This window comes from Acinetobacter sp. YH12070, from assembly GCF_013419625.1.
Taxonomy (GTDB): domain Bacteria; phylum Pseudomonadota; class Gammaproteobacteria; order Pseudomonadales; family Moraxellaceae; genus Acinetobacter; species Acinetobacter amyesii.
The window spans coordinates 12,337-30,135 of record NZ_VOZT01000023.1; the positions used below are offsets into that span (position 1 = coordinate 12,337).

25 protein-coding genes are annotated in these 17,799 nt (G+C 43.1%); 7 read left to right on the forward strand and 18 right to left on the reverse strand.

The genetic code is table 11. The features are described from left to right. Position 1: 1 nt before the first annotated feature. The 16 genes from rpsN to FTU17_RS08740 form a co-directional block, all read right to left on the reverse strand. A complete protein-coding gene (rpsN, locus tag FTU17_RS08665) occupies positions 2 to 307 on the reverse strand; it encodes a 30S ribosomal protein S14 (protein WP_067762906.1) in 306 nt (101 codons plus the stop codon). Between the two features lie 9 nt (positions 308 to 316). Next, positions 317 to 853 (reverse strand): 50S ribosomal protein L5, encoded by a 537-nt coding sequence (rplE, locus tag FTU17_RS08670; protein WP_067762907.1) that lies wholly within the window; start codon positions 851 to 853, stop codon positions 317 to 319. A gap of 15 nt (positions 854 to 868) precedes the next feature. Continuing rightward, a complete protein-coding gene (gene rplX, locus FTU17_RS08675; protein WP_078189274.1) occupies positions 869 to 1,186 on the reverse strand; it encodes a 50S ribosomal protein L24 in 318 nt (105 codons plus the stop codon). Between the two features lie 9 nt (positions 1,187 to 1,195). Beyond that, positions 1,196 to 1,564 (reverse strand): 50S ribosomal protein L14, encoded by a 369-nt coding sequence (rplN, locus tag FTU17_RS08680; protein ID WP_005012978.1) that lies wholly within the window; start codon positions 1,562 to 1,564, stop codon positions 1,196 to 1,198. A gap of 89 nt (positions 1,565 to 1,653) precedes the next feature. After that, complete coding sequence (rpsQ, locus tag FTU17_RS08685; protein ID WP_078189275.1) at positions 1,654 to 1,911, reverse strand: 30S ribosomal protein S17; 258 nt, start codon at positions 1,909 to 1,911, stop codon at positions 1,654 to 1,656. Continuing rightward, complete coding sequence (rpmC, locus tag FTU17_RS08690; protein WP_005012982.1) at positions 1,908 to 2,105, reverse strand: 50S ribosomal protein L29; 198 nt, start codon at positions 2,103 to 2,105, stop codon at positions 1,908 to 1,910. Before rpmC ends, rpsQ begins: the two co-directional genes overlap by 4 nt. After that, entirely contained in the window at positions 2,105 to 2,518 is a 414-nt protein-coding gene (gene rplP, locus FTU17_RS08695) for a 50S ribosomal protein L16 (protein ID WP_078189276.1), read from the reverse strand. Before rplP ends, rpmC begins: the two co-directional genes overlap by 1 nt. Positions 2,519 to 2,521: 3 nt before the next feature. Beyond that, on the reverse strand, positions 2,522 to 3,274 hold the full coding sequence (rpsC, locus tag FTU17_RS08700; RefSeq protein WP_078189277.1) for a 30S ribosomal protein S3: 753 nt from the start codon (positions 3,272 to 3,274) through the stop codon (positions 2,522 to 2,524). 1 nt (position 3,275) lies between these two features. Next, the gene (rplV, locus tag FTU17_RS08705; RefSeq protein ID WP_035265103.1) at positions 3,276 to 3,605 is read right to left on the reverse strand and encodes a 50S ribosomal protein L22; all 330 of its coding nucleotides are present in this window, start codon (positions 3,603 to 3,605) and stop codon (positions 3,276 to 3,278) included. Positions 3,606 to 3,616: 11 nt separating this feature from the next. Next, positions 3,617 to 3,892: a 30S ribosomal protein S19 gene (rpsS, locus tag FTU17_RS08710; RefSeq protein ID WP_004281508.1), complete on the reverse strand. Its 276-nt coding sequence runs from the start codon at positions 3,890 to 3,892 to the stop codon at positions 3,617 to 3,619. Positions 3,893 to 3,911: 19 nt separating this feature from the next. Continuing rightward, positions 3,912 to 4,736, reverse strand: coding sequence for a 50S ribosomal protein L2 (gene rplB / locus FTU17_RS08715; protein WP_078189278.1), 825 nt, complete (start codon positions 4,734 to 4,736; stop codon positions 3,912 to 3,914). An 11-nt stretch (positions 4,737 to 4,747) separates the two neighbouring features. Further along, a complete protein-coding gene (gene rplW, locus FTU17_RS08720) occupies positions 4,748 to 5,068 on the reverse strand; it encodes a 50S ribosomal protein L23 (protein WP_005012992.1) in 321 nt (106 codons plus the stop codon). Next, a complete protein-coding gene (gene rplD / locus FTU17_RS08725) occupies positions 5,065 to 5,667 on the reverse strand; it encodes a 50S ribosomal protein L4 (RefSeq protein ID WP_078189279.1) in 603 nt (200 codons plus the stop codon). Before rplD ends, rplW begins: the two co-directional genes overlap by 4 nt. Positions 5,668 to 5,678: 11 nt before the next feature. Next, positions 5,679 to 6,317: a 50S ribosomal protein L3 gene (rplC, locus tag FTU17_RS08730; RefSeq protein ID WP_078189280.1), complete on the reverse strand. Its 639-nt coding sequence runs from the start codon at positions 6,315 to 6,317 to the stop codon at positions 5,679 to 5,681. 59 nt (positions 6,318 to 6,376) lie between these two features. Further along, positions 6,377 to 6,688 (reverse strand): 30S ribosomal protein S10, encoded by a 312-nt coding sequence (gene rpsJ / locus FTU17_RS08735; RefSeq protein WP_000070912.1) that lies wholly within the window; start codon positions 6,686 to 6,688, stop codon positions 6,377 to 6,379. Positions 6,689 to 6,956: 268 nt separating this feature from the next. Continuing rightward, positions 6,957 to 7,694 carry a type 1 glutamine amidotransferase gene (locus FTU17_RS08740; RefSeq protein WP_078189281.1) on the reverse strand — a complete coding sequence of 246 codons (738 nt, stop codon included), beginning with the start codon at positions 7,692 to 7,694 and terminating at the stop codon, positions 6,957 to 6,959. A gap of 158 nt (positions 7,695 to 7,852) precedes the next feature. Between FTU17_RS08740 and FTU17_RS08745 the strand changes: the two genes are divergently transcribed. The 7 genes from FTU17_RS08745 (at position 7,853) to FTU17_RS08775 (ending at position 15,236) form a co-directional block, all read left to right on the forward strand. Next, positions 7,853 to 9,055, forward strand: a complete 1,203-nt coding sequence (locus FTU17_RS08745) for a PLP-dependent transferase (RefSeq protein ID WP_180135116.1) — start codon at positions 7,853 to 7,855, stop codon at positions 9,053 to 9,055. A gap of 14 nt (positions 9,056 to 9,069) precedes the next feature. Next, positions 9,070 to 10,653 (forward strand): helicase HerA-like domain-containing protein, encoded by a 1,584-nt coding sequence (locus FTU17_RS08750; RefSeq protein ID WP_180135117.1) that lies wholly within the window; start codon positions 9,070 to 9,072, stop codon positions 10,651 to 10,653. Positions 10,654 to 10,803: 150 nt separating this feature from the next. Then, positions 10,804 to 12,012 (forward strand): NO-inducible flavohemoprotein, encoded by a 1,209-nt coding sequence (hmpA, locus tag FTU17_RS08755; protein ID WP_078192460.1) that lies wholly within the window; start codon positions 10,804 to 10,806, stop codon positions 12,010 to 12,012. A gap of 86 nt (positions 12,013 to 12,098) precedes the next feature. After that, on the forward strand, positions 12,099 to 12,542 hold the full coding sequence (locus tag FTU17_RS08760) for an Rrf2 family transcriptional regulator (RefSeq protein WP_078192461.1): 444 nt from the start codon (positions 12,099 to 12,101) through the stop codon (positions 12,540 to 12,542). Between the two features lie 85 nt (positions 12,543 to 12,627). Beyond that, a complete protein-coding gene (yihA, locus tag FTU17_RS08765; RefSeq protein ID WP_180110386.1) occupies positions 12,628 to 13,488 on the forward strand; it encodes a ribosome biogenesis GTP-binding protein YihA/YsxC in 861 nt (286 codons plus the stop codon). Between the two features lie 157 nt (positions 13,489 to 13,645). Then, positions 13,646 to 14,590: a metal-dependent hydrolase gene (locus FTU17_RS08770; RefSeq protein ID WP_180135118.1), complete on the forward strand. Its 945-nt coding sequence runs from the start codon at positions 13,646 to 13,648 to the stop codon at positions 14,588 to 14,590. Between the two features lie 220 nt (positions 14,591 to 14,810). Further along, the gene (locus FTU17_RS08775; protein ID WP_180135119.1) at positions 14,811 to 15,236 is read left to right on the forward strand and encodes a VOC family protein; all 426 of its coding nucleotides are present in this window, start codon (positions 14,811 to 14,813) and stop codon (positions 15,234 to 15,236) included. On the opposite strand, the gene FTU17_RS08780 is transcribed toward FTU17_RS08775, so the two are convergent. Both FTU17_RS08780 and FTU17_RS08785 read right to left on the reverse strand, forming a co-directional pair. Next, positions 15,233 to 16,492 carry a dicarboxylate/amino acid:cation symporter gene (locus FTU17_RS08780; RefSeq protein ID WP_171525930.1) on the reverse strand — a complete coding sequence of 420 codons (1,260 nt, stop codon included), beginning with the start codon at positions 16,490 to 16,492 and terminating at the stop codon, positions 15,233 to 15,235. The genes FTU17_RS08775 and FTU17_RS08780 overlap by 4 nt on opposite strands. Before the next feature lie 248 nt (positions 16,493 to 16,740). Then, complete coding sequence (locus tag FTU17_RS08785) at positions 16,741 to 17,613, reverse strand: acyl-CoA thioesterase II (RefSeq protein ID WP_180008449.1); 873 nt, start codon at positions 17,611 to 17,613, stop codon at positions 16,741 to 16,743. Between the last annotated feature and the right edge of the window lie 186 nt (positions 17,614 to 17,799).

Here is a 17,799-nt window from a genome sequence, read left to right on the forward strand (position 1 = left end):
CTTACCAGCTTGCCTTAACAACGCCCGGTACATCACCTTGCATTACTGTTTCACGTAATTTGTTACGGCTTAAACCGAACTTACGGAAGTAACCATGAGGACGACCAGTTAAACCACAACGGTTACGTAGACGTACTGGAGACGCATTACGTGGTAATGCTTGAAATTTCATCATCGCTTCGAAACGTTCTTCGTCTGATGCATTTACGTTTGCGATAATTGCTTTTAATTCAGCACGTTTCGCAGCGTATTTAGCAACAGTAGCTTCGCGTTTCAATTCGCGATTAATCATACCTTTCTTAGCCATATCGACCTCTTATTTGAACGGGAAGCCGAATGCACGCATAAGCGCACGGCCTTCGTCATCGGTGCGAGCAGTCGTAGTGATGGTAATGTCCATACCACGAATACGATCAATCTTATCAAAATCGATTTCAGGGAACATGATTTGTTCCTTAAGACCCATTGAGTAGTTACCACGACCATCGAATGATTTCGCAGAGAAACCACGGAAGTCACGGATACGAGGGATCGCGATAGAGATCAAACGGTCTAAGAATTCGTACATACGTTCGCCGCGTAAAGTAACTTTACAGCCGATCGGCCAACCATCACGGATTTTGAAACCAGCGATAGATTTACGAGCCAAAGTAAGTACTGGTTTTTGACCAGCAATTGCTTGCATATCAGAAAGAGCGCCATCTAACAATTTCTTGTCAGCTGATGCAGCACCAACACCCATGTTGATGGTGATTTTTGTAATGCGAGGAATATCCATCACATTCTTAACGCCCAATGTTTCTTTTAATTGAGCCTTAAGTTCGTCGTTGTAACGCGTTTTAAGTCTGGCCATTGCCTAGTCAACCTATTACTTCGCTACCGCCACTGATTCACCATTAGATTTGAATACGCGAGTTTTCACGCCTTCAATCACTTGGTAACCAACACGGTCAGCCTTTTGGGTTGTAGCATTAAAAATTGCCACGTTAGAGATATGAAGCTCAGCTTCTTGAGTTACGATGCCGCCTTCAGCGCCAGTAGCTCGGTTAGGCTTTTGATGCTTCGTTACCAAGTTAAGGCCTTCAACCTTAACACGGTCATTTGAAACAGACAAAACAGTACCTTGTTTGCCTTTTTCTTTACCTGCGATCACAATTACTTGATCGCCCTTTTTAATCTTAGCCATGAGTGCCTCTTATAGAACTTCAGGAGCCAATGAAATAATTTTCATGAACTGTTCAGTACGAAGTTCACGAGTCACTGGTCCGAAAATACGAGTTGCAATCGGCGCTTTGTTGTTGTTCAAAATAACAGCTGCGTTATCGTCAAAACGAATAACTGAACCATCTGCACGACGGATGCCGAATTTTGTACGTACAACTACAGCATTCATCACGTCACCTTTTTTAACACGTGCGCGTGGAATAGCTTCTTTTACAGTAACTTTAATAATGTCGCCAACAGAAGCATAACGACGATGTGAACCACCAAGTACTTTAATACATTGTACGCGGCGAGCACCACTGTTGTCTGCTACGTCGAGCATACTTTCGGTTTGAATCATTGCCCTACTCCAAAACCGAGCATCACCGGTCGCAATTTCGAAAGGCTCAAAGAGTACTCGAAATTGACCGATGATGCAAGAACGTTTAATTACTCAGCAGCAGCTTCAACAACTTCAACTAAAGTCCAAGACTTAGTTTTAGAAATTGGGCGGCTTTCTTTGATGCTTACTACGTCGCCAACTTTAGCAACATTGTTTTCATCATGAGCGTGTAATTTAGTTGAACGGCGGATTGATTTGCCATACAACGGGTGTTGAACGCGGCGTTCGATAAGAACAACGATAGACTTGTCCATCTTGTCGCTAACTACTTTACCGGTTAACGTGCGAACTGTTTGTTCACTCATTGTCCGTTCCCCTGTTTTTCGGTTAGGAGTGTCTTAATACGAGCAATAGTTTTACGAGTAAGTGCAACTTCGTGCGATTTACCCAATTGACCAGTTGCTTTCGCCATACGAAGACGGAATTGGTTAAGCTGTTGCTCATCAAGCAAAGCTGTCAACTCTTCTACCGACTTTTCACGTAGATCATTAGTTTTCATTACATTACCGTCCGAGTCACGATAGTGGTTTTAAACGGAAGTTTTGCAGCAGCAAGCGTAAATGCTTCGCGAGCAAGTTCTTCGTTAACACCATCAATTTCGTACAAGACTTTACCTGGTTTGATTTGGCAAACCCAGTATTCCACAGAACCTTTACCTTTACCCATACGAACTTCTAATGGTTTTTCAGTAATTGGTTTGTCTGGGAAAACACGGATAAAGATCTTACCACCACGTTTAATACGACGGCTGATTGTACGACGCGCTGCTTCAATTTGACGTGCAGTCATTTGACCACGTTCAATTGATTTAAGTGCAATAGTACCAAAAGATACTGAGCTACCGCGATGTGCTAGACCAGTGTTACGGCCTTTTTGCACTTTACGGAATTTAGTACGTTTAGGTTGTAACATGGATTATTCTCCTTTTTCAGCAGAACGATCATTGCGACGACCACGACGCTCTTGACCTTCACCACGACCACGACCACGTTTAGCTGGACGTTCTTCAGCTGGAGCTGGGTTCATGACTTGTTTCATGCCGCCCAAGATCTCACCACGGAAGATCCATACTTTAACGCCGATCGTACCGTAAGTAGTCTCAGCACGCATAGTAGCATAGTCGATGTCAGCACGAAGAGTATGAAGAGGTACACGACCTTCACGATACCATTCAGTACGAGCAATCTCAGCACCACCTAGACGGCCTGAAACTTCTACTTTGATACCTTTAGCACCAGCACGCATAGAGTTTTGAACCGCACGCTTCATAGCACGACGGAACATTACACGTTTTTCTAATTGAGAAGCGATTGCTTCAGCAACTAAACGAGCGTCTAAATCTGGGCGATCGATTTCGTTGATACTTACTTGCGCAGGAACACCCATAATGGCTGTTAATTCGCGTTGTAATTTCTCAATGTCTTCGCCTTTTTTACCGATCACGATACCAGGACGTGCAGTGCTAATAGTTACTTTAGCTGCGCCTGTAGGGCGTTCGATAAGAATATTGCTAACCATCGCATTCTTAAGTTTTTTAGTTAAAAACTCACGAACTTGAAGATCTTTTAGCAAATATTCAGCATATTGTTTCGGATTCGCATACCAGTTAGCGTTATGACGTTTCACAACACCTAGGCGGATACCGATTGGATGAACCTTCTGACCCATATCAAACCCCTACCTTAACGGTAATGTGACAAGTACGCTTAGTAATACGATCTGCACGGCCTTTAGCACGTGGCAAAATACGTTTCAGGCTCATGCCTTCATCAACGTAGATCGTAGAAACTTTAAGGTCGTCTACATCTAAACTGTTATTGTGTTCAGCGTTTGCAATCGCAGATTCCAATGCTTTTTTAACTAAAACTGCAGCTTTTTTGTTGCTGAAGTTTAAGATATTTAAAGCATGCGCAACAGATTTGCCGCGAATTAGGTCTGCAACCAAACGTGCTTTTTGTGCCGAGATAGCGGCACCGCGTAATTTAGCAGTTACTTCCATCATAGCACCTATTAACGTTTAGACTTCTTGTCAACACCGTGACCACGATAGGTACGAGTTGGCGCGAATTCACCTAATTTATGACCAACCATATGCTCAGATACGATCACTGGAACATGGTTACGGCCATTGTGTACAGAAATTGTTAGACCAACAAAATCCGGTAAGATCATCGAACGACGCGACCAAGTTTTGATCGGCTTACGGTTATTAGCCGCGATAGCCGCTTCAACCTTAGCGAACAAGTGCGCATCGACGAATGGGCCTTTTTTCAGAGAACGAGGCATTGTCAGATTCCTTTACTTGTTACTTAACGCGACGGTCGCGAATGATCATCTTAGTCGTACGCTTGTTGGTACGTGTTTTGTACCCTTTAGCTTTTTGACCCCATGGACTTACAGGTTGAATACCTTTGTTACGTCCTTCACCACCACCATGTGGATGGTCTACTGGGTTCATCGCCATACCACGTACGGTAGGACGAACGCCACGCCAGCGTGATGCACCTGCTTTACCAAGTGAACGAAGGTTGCTTTCTGAGTTAGAAACTTCACCTAACACAGCACGGCATTCAACGTGTACTTTACGCATTTCGCCTGAACGAAGACGAATGATAGCGTAAGAACCGTCACGACCCAACAATTGAGCAGATGTACCAGCAGAACGTACTAATTGTGCGCCTTTACCGATTTTAAGCTCGATGTTGTGAAGAGTAGAACCGATAGGCATGTTGCGAAGTGGCAAGCAGTTACCTGGACGGATTGGAGCATCGTTACCAGATTGAACTTGATCACCAGCGCGAAGGCCTTTAGGTGCAATAATATAGCGACGTTCACCGTCAGCATATTTCAATAAAGCAATATGAGCTGTACGGTTTGGATCGTATTCAATACGCTCAACTACAGCAGGGATGCTGTCTTTGTTACGTTTGAAGTCTACGATACGGTAGTGCTGTTTATGACCACCACCAACGTGACGAGTTGTAATGTGACCGTTGTTATTACGACCGCCAGTACGTTTTTTAGCTTCAACCAACGGAGCATATGGCGCGCCTTTGTGAAGGTGGTTATGAACCACTTTCTCTACAAAGCGACGTCCTGGAGACGTTGGCTTACATTTTTGAATCGGCATAATTTTCGTCCTTATTCCGCTGCGTTTTCAGCGGTATCGCCCAAGTCAGCCATTTCAACATCTTGGCCAGCTTTCAGGGTGACGTATGCTTTTTTAACATCAGAACGACGTCCTAATGTTTTACCAAAGCGTTTAGTCTTACCTTTAGTGATCGTTGTGTTAACTTTAACAACTTGAACACCAAATAGTTGCTCAACAGCTTTTTTGATTTCAAGTTTGTTTGCATCCAGTGCAACTTTGAACACTTGAACACCAGCAGTTTCGCCTAAAACTTGTGCTTTTTCTGAGAATACAGGTCCTTGTAGGACTTGATAGATACGTTCGTTGTTCATCCGAGTTCTACCTCAATTTTCTTAGCAGCAGCAACAGACATAACAACTTTATCGAACGCGATCAAGCTAACAGGATCGATTGCAGCAGCATCAACCACATCAACGTGTGGAATGTTGCGAGCAGCAAGATACAAGTTCTCATCAACAGCATCTGTAACGATTAATGCACGAGGTGCATTCAAGTCGTTAAGTTTTGCAAGCAATTCTTTAGTTTTTGGAGCTGCAACTGCAATCTCTTCAACTAAAACAAGGCGATCTTGACGAACAAGCTCAGCCAGGATGCATTGCATAGCACCGCGATACATTTTACGGTTTACTTTTTGAGACCAGTCTTGTGGACGAGCAGCAAAAGTTTTACCACCGCCAACCCAGATTGGGCTACGAATAGAACCAGCACGAGCGCGGCCAGTACCTTTTTGACGGAAAGGTTTTTTACCACCGCCAGAAACGTCAGCACGTGATTTTTGCGCTTTAGAACCTTGACGACCACCAGCTAAGTAAGCTGTAACAACTTGGTGTACAAGAGCTTCGTTAAAATCACGACCAAACGCAACTTCAGATAACTCAACAGCAGAGCCGGAAACAGTATTTAAATTCACGTTATTTCCCCTCAGGCCTTGATAGTAGGACGAACAGTAACGTCGCCACCAGTAGCACCAGGAACCGCACCTTTAACAACTAGAACTGAACGTTCTGCGTCGATAGCAACGATTTCAAGACCCTGTGTAGTTACACGCTCAGCACCTAAGTGACCAGGCATTTTTTTGCCTTTGAACACGCGACCAGGAGTCTGGTTTTGACCTGTAGAACCGATAACACGGTGAGATACAGAGTTACCATGTGTAGCGTCTTGAGTACGGAAGTTCCAACGCTTAACACCACCTTGGAAACCTTTACCTTTAGATGTACCAGTAACGTCAACAATTTGACCCACTGTGAACACATCTACACCGATAGTTCCGCCAACTTCACGACCTTCAAGATCAGCTTCTGTAGCGCGGAATTCTTGAACTAGACGACCAGCAGCTACACCAGCTTTCGCAAAGTGACCTTTCTGAGCGTTAGTTACGCGAGATTCGCGACGTTCACCAGTAGTGATTTGAATCGCTTGATAACCATCAGTTTCAAGCGTTTTGATTTGTGTGATGCGGTTAGGATCAACCTCAATCACTGTTACAGGTACAGAAACACCAGCATCTGTAAAGATACGTGTCATACCGCACTTGCGACCGACTAAACCAATAGCCATGTGCATAAACCTCTAAAAAAGCGGCCTAATTAACTTAGAGCGTTAATTAACCGAAAGCCTTAACCCAAAGCGATCTGAACATCAACACCAGCTGCAAGATCTAATTTCATCAATGCATCAACAGTTTTATCTGTAGGTTGAACGATGTCGATCAAACGTTTGTAAGTACGGATCTCGTATTGGTCACGCGCATCTTTGTTAACGTGTGGTGATGTTAAAACGTTAAAACGTTCGATACGTGTAGGCATCGGGATTGGACCACAAACTTGTGCGCCAGTACGTTTTGCTGTTTCTACGATTTCTTGAGCTGATTGATCAATTAGACGGTGATCAAAAGACTTAAGACGGATACGAATTCTCTGGTTAGACATACCAGTTAACTCCAAGCCAAATATATAAAGAATCACCCTTGACGCATCTCACCCCACTTTAAAAGAGGCAAGTGTCAAGAGCAGTGAAATATCACTAAGGTCACGATCGATGCCGCGACTGTCACGATGTTAACTACTTTATTCGTAGCTAACCCCCTTCATCAAAGGGTCGCCCATTATAGCTATTGTTTAATGCATAAGCAAATCTCTTTTGCTGTTTTTCTTATATTTTTCATTTTTTATGCAAGATCAATTGCTTAACTTTTAATCAATAGGCATTTTTTCTTAATACATACTCTATTGCTTGGTTTAGTATCTGATTTCCCTCAATAAATTTGTTTTTTGCACTTTTCCGTAGATCATGTACTGGCTGTACATGTGTTCCTGAAAAAAATGCCACTTCTTCATCATTTTCCAAAAATAAATCGAGTACTTCTGGAGTAATTTCAGGATGAAATTGGAAGCCCAAAACATTTTGCCCGATTTGATACATTTGATTACGACATGCATCATTTTCCGCCAGTAATACCGCTCCTTTGGGAATTTCAAATGTTTCACTGTGCCACTGCATGACTTTAAACTCTTCCGGTAGTTTGAAACAGTCATGCGGTACGTTAGCGACCTTACGGATGGTCGTCCAACCCAATTCTTGTTGTGCATTTCGACTCACCGCCCCACCCAAGGCATTGGCAATCAATTGCCCACCTAAACAAAGCCCGATTGCGGGTTTTCCGAGTGCTAAATAGCGTCGCAGCCATCGTTTTTCTATTTTTAACCATGGGAAATTTGCCTCATCATTTACACTCATGGTCCCACCCATAATGATAAGTAAATCGACATCTTCAACATGCGGCAAAGCCTCGAGATCTAGGGCTTGATCGACAGGTAATGCAAAGAATTCTGTGGCCGTAATTTTGGCCTGATGCTGTTTTAAAAATTCATAACAACTGCCGAACCCTTCGCCAGCAATATGCTGAAAATAATGTACTTTTAAATGCGACTTCATGCGCTAAACCTATTGTTGTTGCTCTGATATCGGTTTTGCAAGAATGAAGCCAACTTTGCTTTTCACTTAATTTTCTATACAAAAGCATCGTAAATCCATGCGTTTTAGTCGTATTCTTTTGAACATTCATTATTATTTTGATCATTTCAGAGCGCCACGTGAAAAAGAATCCTCAAACTGAACTCATTCATGCACCAAGAATGGCACCGCAATACATCAATAGTGTTCAACCTCCCCTGTTTCGTGCATCCACTATAATTTTCGAAAATACAGATGCGCTATTTAATCGCCATTGGACCGATGATTATGACTATAGCTATGGCACGCATGGTACCCCCACGACATTTACCCTAGGCGATCAGCTTGCTCAGATTGAAGGAGGCTTGTATCACTTACTTGCACCAAGCGGTTTGTCTGCAATTAATTTGGTCAATTCATGTTTTTTAAGTCAGGGGGATGAGGTTTGGGTCGCAGATAATATCTATGGCCCAAATATGGAACATCTACGCAACCTAGAAACCCGCTACGGTATCGTGGTCAAGGTTTATAACCCGATTGATGTCAACTCATTCACACCTTCAGCGCAAGCCAAGCTTATTTGGTTAGAAGCTGCTGGATCTGTCACTTTAGAGTTTCCAGATTTAGTCGGCTTGGTCAAAAAAGCCCAAGCCCATAACATTCTCACTGCACTGGACAATACTTGGGGAGCAGGACTTGCCTTTAATGCTTTTGATTTCAGTGCTGAGCATCTGAGTGTCGATATCAGTGTACATGCCTTGACCAAATACCCAAGTGGCGGCGGGGATATTTTGATGGGTTCGGTAATTACACGAGATAAAAAGCTTCATCACAAACTGTTTCGTGCCCACGCCATTCAAGGCATTAGCATCTCTGGTGATGATGCAGCACAAGTACAACGCAGCCTGGCTTCAATGCGCCTGCGCTATGAACACCAGTCACAAAGTGCTTTAACTTTATTAAATTGGCTAAAACAGCAGCCAGCCTTTGTACAGGTTTTACATCCTGCTGATGAAGCTTCCGCAGGACATCAGCATTGGAAAGAAATTTGTACAGAACAACACAGTGCCGGCTTGGTCAGCGTGGTATTTAATGAAAAATATAGCTTGCAAGATGTACGCCGCTTTTGCGATGCGCTGAAACTGTTTAAGCTTGGTTTTAGCTGGGGTTGCCCAGTCAGTTTAGTCATGCTATATAACTTAAAAGATATGCGTGTACTCGAACATTCACATATTCAAGCCGGCTTACTGGTTCGCTTTTGTATAGGACTAGAACATCCTGCAGATTTAATACAAGATATAGAAAACGCACTACAACATTTAAATAAACAGCAACTCGAATAAATACAGGAACATCTATGGGTACACCAATTATTATTGGCAAAAAAACACAAGACACCACACAAGATGTGGTGCTTCATTCACAATTTGCAAACCGCCATGGTTTGATTGCTGGGGCCACAGGTACTGGTAAGACGGTGACGTTGAAGGTGTTGGCAGAAAGTTTTTCTCGGCTGGGTGTACCTGTATTTTTAGCCGATGCCAAAGGGGATGTTTCTAGCCTTGCCAAAGCAGGTGAAAGCAATCCTAAGTTTGACGAACGAATTAAAAGTTTAAATATCGAGAGCATTCCTTTTGCTGCCTCCCCTGTGGTGTTTTGGGATTTGTTTGGTGAACAAGGACATCCCATTCGCACCACCATTTCTGAAATTGGTCCACTTCTCCTTGCCCGAATTCTGAATTTAAACGACACGCAAGAAGGCGTGTTATCTGCGGTCTTTCGTATTGCCGATGATCAGGGCTTATTGCTCATCGACTTTAAAGACTTAAAAGCCATGATTAGCTACGTCAGTGAACATGCAGCTGAATTTAAAAATGAATATGGCAATTTATCGCCTGCAAGTTTAGGTGCAATTCAACGTAATTTACTTGCCTTGGCAGATCAAGGCGGTGACAAGTTCTTTGGTGAGCCTGCGCTCAATATCATGGATTTCATTCAAACGGATGCACAAGGTCGTGGCAACATCAACCTGCTCGCAGCCGACAAGTTAATGAATACCCCTAAGCTCTATGCGACTTTCTTACTTTGGATGCTGTCAGAACTGTTTGAACAATTGCCCGAAGTTGGAGATATGGATAAACCCAAACTGGTGTTCTTCTTTGATGAAGCACATTTATTGTTTGATAACGCCAGCCCTGCTTTACAAGAAAAGATTGAACAAGTGGTTCGTCTGATTCGCTCTAAAGGGGTCGGCATTTACTTTGTAACGCAAAATCCACTTGACCTACCTGAGAGTGTTTTAGGACAACTGGGTAACCGCGTTCAGCATGCGCTACGTACATTTACCCCGAAAGATCAGAAAGCTGTTAAGACGGCAGCAGATACTTTTCGAGCCAATCCTGCGTTTAAAGTCGATCAAGTGATTACGGAACTGGCTGTAGGTGAAGCACTGATTAGCTGTCTAGATGAACAAGGCACACCTCAAATTGTTGAACGTGCTTGGGTGATGCCACCCTACTCTTCATTTAGCCCAATTGCTGTAGAAGAACGCAAAGCTCTGATGGCAAATAGCGTTGTCGCAGGTGTGTATGACACCGAAGCAGATCGTGAAAGTGCCTATGAACTTTTACAAAATAAAGTGGCGGAGCGCCAACAACAAGCCGTCCAAGCGGAACAAGATAAAATAGAAGCCAAAGAACAAGAAGCGTTGGCCAAACAACAAGCCAAGGAAGCAGATGCACTCGCTAAACAGCAAGCGCGTGAACAAGAACGCCTTACACGCGAACAACAAAAAGAAGCTGAGCGCTCAGCCAAACAACGTGAAAAACTGATTCAAGACACTGTAGGAACTTTTGCAAAAAGTGCAGCACGCAGCTTGGGTGGGTCGACAGGTCAGAAAATTATCCGTGGCCTCTTAGGTTCTATCTTCGGCAAGAAATAATCTAAAAGCCCAATTAAAAAGTACAAATTTATGGAATCTTTTTATATTCCATAATTTTTTTATGGTTTTTACTAAAACATGTATTGCGCGGATGTATTTAAAAATGTATTTTAAATACATCTTATAAATAACAGCCATGAGAGATCAGCTATGACTCCGCAGCAAATTGACCTAGTAAAAGCTACTGTTCCTGTTCTACGTGAAAATGGTGTCGCGCTGACTGGTTACTTCTATAATCGTATGTTGGGCAATAACCCTGACCTCAAAGAAACCTTTAACATGGGACATCAGCGCAGCGGTGCTCAGGCACAAGCCTTGGCGGGTGCTGTATTGGCTTATGCTGAAAATATTGAGGACCCATCTGTACTTTTACCAGTTGTAGAATTAATTGCGCATAAACATGTGAGTCTTAACATTCAAGCGCCAGACTATAATATTGTCGGCGAAAATTTGCTGCACTCGATCAGTGAAGTATTAAGCATTTCAATGGAAGATCCACTGATTGCAGCTTGGGCAGCAGCATATGGACAATTGGCAGACTTGTTTATCAGCACTGAAAAAGCGATTTATGAGCAACATCAGCAAACTAAAGGCAGTTGGTTAGGTTGGCGTAATTTCAAAATCGCGAAAAAAGTGGCTGAAAGTGATGAAATCACCTCATTCTACCTTGAGCCTTCTGATGGTGGTGATTTACCAAAATATGAAGCAGGTCAGTACATCTCTGTACGTGTATTGGTCGATGAGCTGGGTCTAAAACAACCACGTCAATATACACTGTCTACCAGCCCACAAGACAACTACTTACGTATCTCTGTAAAACGTGAAGATCAGAAAGGTGACTTGGTTCCAGGTTGGGTATCGAATACACTGCATGGCTTGGAGATCGGTTCAGAAATCGAAGTGTCTGCACCAACAGGTAATTTCTTCCTGATTGATTCACAAAAACGCAATGTCTTTATCAGTGGTGGTGTAGGTCTAACACCAATGATTGCGATGCTAAATCAGTTGGTGACTTTAGACATGCCACAACCTGTAACATTTATCCATGCCTGCCGTAGCAAACAAGTGCATGCAATGCATAAACACATTCAGGATTTGGAAGCAAAATACCCACGTCTTAGCACCTTTACAGCGTATGAGTTCCCTCATGCTAATGATAAGTTAGGTGAAGATTATGATGCTGCTGGTCGTCTAGACTTAGGCAGCATGGATACTGCACTGTTACCGATCAATGCGGATTATTACCTTTGCGGTCCAATGCCATTTATGGCTGAACAACAGAAAGCTTTAATTGCTCGTGGTATTCCTGCTAGCAATATTCACAGCGAAGCTTTCGGCACTGGTGGTGTAAAACACTAACTAAGCTATTCACCTGAAATACAAAGGGTTAGTTTAGTTATGCTAGACTAGCCCTTATTTATTTCTCTCAGACTCACAGTATTATCATGCAACTCAATAAATTCACCGATTATGCATTACGCATTTTGCTCTATATCGCACGTCCTCGTGATGTGCCTTATAACATTGCTGAAATTGCAGAAGACCTGCACGTTTCGCGTAATCACTTGGTGAAAATTGTGCATTTTATGGCAAAGCAAAACTGGTTAATCACCAGCCGCGGCAAAGGTGGCGGCATCCGCCTTAACCCTGAAGCACTTGAGGCTCAGCTCGGTCAAATCGTACGGATTTTGCAAGGTAATCACCAGATTGTTGAATGCAATGACCCACCCTGCGTACTGCGCAGTCAGTGTGGTTTAAAAAGCATTTTAGACCAAGCTTTAGAACAGTTTTATCAAAGTCTCGATCAGTACAAACTTGCCGATGTCTTGCAACCAAGCAGCGCATCTAAATTTACAACACAATCTCCGATTCAAATGATCAATCTCTAATTTCACTTTGCCTGCGACAAAATTCGCTTGCCTGCCCGACTTCCTTTATAATGCGTGTTGTTAAATCAGTTATTGAAGTTGGGTTATGCATCAGCACAGAGGAAAATCACGAAACAGTAAAGCGGCCAATGCGCCGAAGCAAAAGATTACTTATGAGAAAAAAGTAGACTCTGCGATTACTGAATATGCTGTGCGCTCGCTCAACTGGCTACGCAAAGCTGAGTTCTTAATGAGTGCGCCTAAACTCAACCTCTGCGTTGAAGATACCGGCTATGAAATTGCCTTTGCTGGCCGCTCAAATGCAGGGAAGTCGAGTGCCATTAATGCGCTCACCAACCAAAAGCAATTGGCTCGTGCGTCGAAAAAACCGGGTCGTACCCAAATGATCAACTTTTTCAGTTTAGGAAATCCTGATCAGCGTTTGGTCGACTTACCGGGTTATGGCTATGCCGCTGTACCTGAAGCGATGAAAATCGTGTGGCAAAAAGAGTTAGAAAACTATCTGATACACCGTGAAAGTTTACAAGGTCTTGTGCTGTTGATGGATATCCGTCATCCACTACAACACTTTGACGTCATGATGTTGGAATGGGCACATTCACGTAAATTGTTCGTGCATGTACTGCTCACCAAATCAGATAAACTAAACCGTGGCCCAGCCTCTAAAGCACTACAAGAAGTGAAAGCAGCATTGAAAAAAATGAAGCTGAACTTCTCTATCCAATTGTTCTCATCATTGAATAAACAAGGTTTAGAAGAGTTAGCGAGTGTCATGGCGGGTCGTCTTAACTTCACTCTAGAACAATCGACAGAGTTTGATCTTGATAGCATTCCTGAAGCATCGGAAGATGATATTGAAATCGATGCAGATGCGGAAGCATTCGACGACATCGACACTACATCTGAAGATTTACCCCAAGCTGAAGGCAAAAATTCAGACCACTAATCCAGTAATTTTAAAGTCAGCGCAAGGATGATTGTCTGACAAAAAGTATCATCTGAAGATAATGAAATGTCCTGTATTGCTAATCACAATGCAGGATTTTTTTTGGATACTGAATACATCAGATGTGTACTCGATCACATAAAAACAAGGATAGGTCATGAAATTACTCTCCCGCTTGAGAAACACAAAACTTGGATCATCAATCGAATATAAAATTAAGCCACGTAAAGTGAAATTTGAGTGGCAAGATACTCAAGTTGACTGGGTACCCAACCAAGCTTTTGTCAGCTATTTTATTAATGAAATTAATATGATCTTACCGGCAGGTGAGTTTTGGTTTTGCCGTCTGTATAACAAAGTATTACCGCAAATTAGAGATGAAAAATTAGCAGAGGACGTTAAAGCATTTATCCGCCAAGAAGCCATGCATGCTCAGGCGCATAACTCTGCCAATAAAGAATATCTATCTCACCGCAATATCAGTATTCAACGCAACCTTGAAATCATGGACTTTCTCTTTGGCAAACTGCTTGCGGACCAACCTTTAGGGCTCAACGTACCTAAAGCTTTGGATCATCAGTGGGATCTCTTTCGTTTAGGGGTAATTGCAACAGTTGAGCACATGACCTGTGTACTAGGCAAATATGCTTTATACAACAAAGAGTGGGAACGCCTCGGTGCCGATCCGAATATGCTCGATCTAGTAAAATGGCATGGCGCAGAAGAAATAGAACATCGTACCGTGGCTTTTGATTTGTATCGTCATCTCGGTGGGGGCTATATTTCTCGCTATTATCAAAGTGTGATCGTGATTGCTGCCGTACTTGGTCTATGGGTCGATGGTGCAGCACATATCATGCAGCAAGACTCGCGCTATGCATCGATTAAACCTGCCGTATATAAACCGTGGATTTGGCGTGAATGGGCGCGTATCGCGCAAAAAGACAATCGCTTATTGCCACATCCGCTTTGGTTAGTGTCGCAGCAATTGGGGTATTTAATGCCTTGGTACGATCCTGTGCATGAAGCGAAAACTGAAGATGCGATTGCCTATCTCGACAACTCTCCTGCTGCAAAACGTGCCGCACTGAAAGTCGCTTAAACACTACTTTAAAATCTGTATTAAGCAGGGTTCGCCCTGCTTTTTTTGTACCCACATCCATTACGCTCAATTTTTTATTGAGCAATCAACACACTCAAGATGGATAAGGTCATAAGTTCAAGGTTTAAAGTACAGGTATTCCGAGTTCCCTATTCTCTTTAAAATGCATTTATACTCAGTCTCATCCTAAAATAAAAATACACCGTTCAGGAGCATCTCCATGCACGCTCACATCTCCGTTATTACACTGGCCGTGAAAGATTTACACGCTGCATTCGCGTTTTATCAGGAGGGTTTAGGTCTAAATAGCGCAGGGATTATTGGGACTGAATTTGAACATGGTGCTGTGGCATTTTTTGATTTACAACACGGTTTAAAGCTCGCACTCTGGCCGCAAGATAGCCTGAGTCATGACACCGGAATCAGTACATCAGCGTTTTGTCCAACTCAAATGTCTCTTGGACATAACGTCAACAGTACCGCAGCCGTCGATCAAATCATGCAACAAGCCCAACGCGCAGGTGCAAAAACAATTAAGCCCGCACAGCCCACGTTTTACGGTGGTTATGCAGGCTATTTTCAAGACTTAGATGGGCATCTGTGGGAGATCGTCTACAACCCGCATTTTAGCTCTTTATCTGCTTAATTCGACAACGCTGGTTCATCTACATCTCGCGTATGACGATCCACCACCACACTAATCATCATATCACCCTGTACGTTCACCACAGTCCGTACCGTATCCAATAGACGATCGATCGGCAGCAATATCGCAATGGCTTCTGCAGGAAGCCCAACCGATTGTAAAACCATAATCATTGTCACCATTCCAGCACTTGGAATGCCCGGTGCGCCGAGTGACGCAATCATGGCGGTTGCACAGACAATTAACTGCTGACCCAAGGTTAAATCTAAGCCCATCAAGTTAGCAATAAATAACGCAGCAGCAGCTTCATACAACGCTGTACCATCCATATTTAACTGTGTGCCCAATGGAATCACAAAACCTGCTGTTTGAGGACGTACGCCTAAATTTTCCTGCGCACATTTCATCGACAGTGGCATCGTTGCTGAACTTGAACTGGTTGCAAAAGCAGTGATTAAGGCAGCTCGTGTTCCTCTAAAAAATGTCAGTGGACTCATTTTCCCAAAAATCCAAAGCAACAGAGGTAACACCACTGCCCCATGGAAAATCGTGGTCCCTGTGACTACGGCAGCAAACTCCGCGAGGCGACTCAACACCGAAATATCTTCGGTAGCAATCAATTTAGCCAATAATGCAAAAATACCAATCGGTGCAAGCTTCATCACCCAACCGATGATCATCATCATGATGTCAAAAAATTGCTGACTGAGCTTTCTCACACTTCGAAATTTTTCACCGCCTTTGACCAAGGCCACACCTAAAAATAGTGAAAACACCACGACAGCGAGTACATTGCCATCACTAAAGGCTTTAAACGGATTGATCAGTGTATTTTGAATAAAATTGGTAAAGAATGAACCTGCTGTGAGGGTGTCAGGACTCTGATGTTGTTGCATTGCATCTTGGAACATGACGATGTCCACGCCCTGTCCAACTTTAAAAATATGCGCACATGCTAGACCCAAGATCAGTGCCAAAGTCGTGGTGGTGACACAGCAAGCTAAGGTAATTTTCCACGTACGACTCAGCTGACCACCCGCTTGTAAATTCGATACCCCCACCACAATCGAACTAAAGATCAGCGGAACCAAGATCATTTTCAGCAAGCCAATAAAAATACTACTGGCAATCCCCAGGCCATACAGGCTGGCGGATAAAAACTGCGTCTCTGGAAACTGAATTAATAAAAAGCCAAATGCCACACCCAATATTGCGGCAATTAAAATCTGCGTATTTAAGCTCATTGTGCCTTGCATTTATCATCCTTTATTCAGGCACTATGCCATGCGACCCACCGGGAATCGAGGAATTTTTTGTCACATATACTGCTACAATTCTGCAAAGCATGTATTCAACCCAATTCAATTTGTACTGCACCCTAATTAGATAACTCGATTCCGTGAGTAGTTGCATAACCCCAAATTGACGGAGATAAAAAACCGAATCAGAAGATTCGGTTTTTTCAGTATTCAGCTTTTACGACTTAACACATAGTGCTTAAAGCTTATTGGGTTTCAATTTCGCGTAAACGGATCAAGCCTTCTTGTGTCGTACTACAGACCAACTTACCGTTTTGCCACATGCGACCGAAATTTAGACCACGTGAACTAGCACTGACCGTGGCATCCATGTCATAAAGCATCCATTCATCCACACGGAATGGCTTATGGAAATACATGGCATGGTCAATACTCGCACACTGCAAACTTGGTGATAAATAACTTAAACCATGTGGACGTAGTGCAGTCGTCATCAGCGTAAAGTCTGAATAGAATGCCGCAATAGCCTGATGTAAAGAGATGTCATCAACGTCAGCAGCAATTTTGTCATGGGTACGAATATAGTGTGCATACGATGGCGCAGCAGGCTGCGGTTGGTACGGGTTTTGCGGATCAATCGGGCGAATTTCCACATGACGGTCGCGCATAAAAGATGCACGGACGTTTTCAGGGACAAATTCCACCATCATTCGTTTCAGCTCAGCTTCAGATTTTAAATCTTCCACGGCTGGATATTCTGGCTCTGCAACTTGATAGTTCAACCCGTCTTCTTGCTCTGCAAATGACACCATACACATAAAAATCGTTTTACCATGTTGAATCGCACGCACCTGACGACTCACAAAACTGCGTCCATCGCGAATACGATCCACTTCATAAATGATCGGTGCATTGATATCACCGCCGAATAAGAAATAGGCATGTAAGGAATGAGCTGGTCGATCTGTCGTATAAGATGCCGCACGGAGCGCCTGACCTAAAACCTGTCCACCAAAGACACGTTTCCCGACCAAATTTCGGCTTTGCCCACGAAAAATATTTTCTTCTAATTTTTCAAGGCTGAGTAAATCAACCAACTCTTGTGTTAAGGCATTCATAACAAACCTATCTATCATTCGGGATTAAGCTAACGCAGGCAACATCAACAGATGTTTAAATATATTTTCCATTTTGCCATAAATCCAGACTAAAACCCTAAAGATTCGCTGACTGATCTGTCACCTTGCTGATGCAATATAACTGCTAAAAATACGTTTTTTAACGATAAAATCTTACAATATCTA